We start from the raw sequence: 1,697 nt of genomic DNA on the forward strand, positions 1-1,697 counted from the left end.
TCTCAAGTAGAAGGCACTGGTGCTCGAGCAACTCCTCTCTCGAGAAAAACCCGAAGCAGTCGTCCTGGGTCTCGTGTGAATTCTTCATAGCGCTCGTCACCGCATGGAGTACAAATGTTCTCCCTCTGAGCTTAGCGAGATACACTGTATGCATCAACAGTGAGTCGACGCAGGGGAACGCTCGTCACACCTCCTCGCTGTCCTGAACAGAGGAACATTCAGACTGAGGCAGGCCGTGACCTCTACGTGGCGTTACTGAGGACGAGCACATATGGAGGAGTTGCACATGTCACTGAAGTCATCATTCGCCATCGTGCTGCGGACGCTTCGCACCAGGCGAAAAATCTCGCAACGCGACTTCGGAGATATCAGCCGGACTTTCCTTTCCAAACTGGAAGGCGCCCGATCAAGCCTAACGCTGGACAAACTTGAGCAGGTGAGCCACCGGCTTGAACTGAGCTCATTGACGTTGCTGACCCTTACCCTGAGCCAGGAGTCTGGTAGAACTGCCGCAGAACTCATCGATGACGTCCGCTCAGAAATTGAGAGATTGGAACGCGATGGGGATGTGCCGGGCTTAGAACAGGCTGCCCGTCAATCGTGCATACCGCTGGCGTCGTAGGCACGGCTAACACAGATGTGCCCTCCAGCATCATGAATCACAGGCAGTATTCCTGCGAGTCGCCCGCTGGGTGTCGCATAACCTCAATCGCGCCCGGACGCCGCTGGTGATGAGATGGTCGGCCAAGGTTCGTCACTGCTCCAGGTTTCTTCAACGATCGTTCTGAACACGTCACTGAGCCCTGGGTATCTCCCCGTCCCTTGCAGTACTTGGACGAGCGCGCGCAGATCCTCAGCCTCTTGAGCTGTCAGGATCAAGTCACAGTAGTGCAGCCCTTCTGTGGCTTTTGTGAGCTGAGCTTTGTAGTCGTCCTGCATGAAAAGGCCTCTATGTGCGCCGGCGGCTACCCGTTTGCATGCTGGGTAGAAGAACCTCAAAGCTGTTCAGGATCTATGCGAGTAACCGACTTGTGTTCGTGCGACCCACTTCTTTTCAGCGCCGCCTGCATATCGCAACCTGCCTGGTCTCAGCTCAAAAAAATTGGGGGCAGCTCTAAATTTGTTCACGAGGGCAAAGCTAGCCGGCCTGACGGCCGAAGAAAGCGACTTTTACCAAGCATCCTACCCAAAGTCTGGTGATCAACGCGTGCTGATGGTCAAAAAATAGACAGGATTTTCAGAGCGTAAAGGAATGGCAACAGCGGAAGCAGTAGGAGTGAAGCCTGATTTGGCGAGGGAGCCCGAGAGCTCGCTGCTTTTTGTTGATTACAAAATATATACTCCGTCTCGCAAAAAAAATTTCAAGGGGGTGTTTTGAAATTATTTTTCGTGAGCCCTTTTCTAATCCCCTGTCATCTACGCAAAAACGCCTGCTCTGCTGGGCGAACCAGCTCTAGCCGCACACGATCAGGCATCGCTCACATCCCGCCTTGGCGAGCTCAAAAGGCTCTGAACTGATGGCGGTTTCGAAACCGGCATCGAGTCAGTACGTCTATCCGCTTGAAGAGCATGGAGTCATTGATCCTCTGGAGCCTCTTCTATCCGCCCTACCGAAAGCAGACTCGCGATCCTGCATAGCCAGCGGGGCTACGCATGTGGTGCCGTTACTGATGGGCTCAGCAGATAAGACCTCGTTC

General features: G+C 53.9%; 2 protein-coding genes. One reads left to right on the forward strand and one right to left on the reverse strand.

Going from position 1 to position 1,697, the window contains the following annotated elements:
- Positions 1 to 286: 286 nt before the first annotated feature.
- Entirely contained in the window at positions 287 to 622 is a 336-nt protein-coding gene (locus ACF8EA_RS23820) for a helix-turn-helix domain-containing protein (protein ID WP_135192971.1), read from the forward strand.
- 83 nt (positions 623 to 705) lie between these two features.
- Here the strand turns inward: ACF8EA_RS23820 and ACF8EA_RS23825 are convergent, their stop codons facing one another.
- The gene (locus ACF8EA_RS23825) at positions 706 to 939 is read right to left on the reverse strand and encodes a hypothetical protein (RefSeq protein ID WP_238090240.1); all 234 of its coding nucleotides are present in this window, start codon (positions 937 to 939) and stop codon (positions 706 to 708) included.
- Between the last annotated feature and the right edge of the window lie 758 nt (positions 940 to 1,697).

Source organism: Pseudomonas sp. YQ_5 (genome assembly GCF_043103305.1).
Taxonomy (GTDB): Bacteria; Pseudomonadota; Gammaproteobacteria; order Pseudomonadales; family Pseudomonadaceae; genus Aquipseudomonas; species Aquipseudomonas putida_Y.

Excerpts from the sequence above, each read along its gene's own strand:
- ACF8EA_RS23820 (WP_135192971.1), top strand. The coding sequence starts at position 287 with ATGTCACTGAAGTCATCATTCGCCATCGTGCTGCGGACGCTTCGCACC.
- ACF8EA_RS23825 (WP_238090240.1), bottom strand. The coding sequence starts at position 939 with ATGCAGGACGACTACAAAGCTCAGCTCACAAAAGCCACAGAAGGGCTG.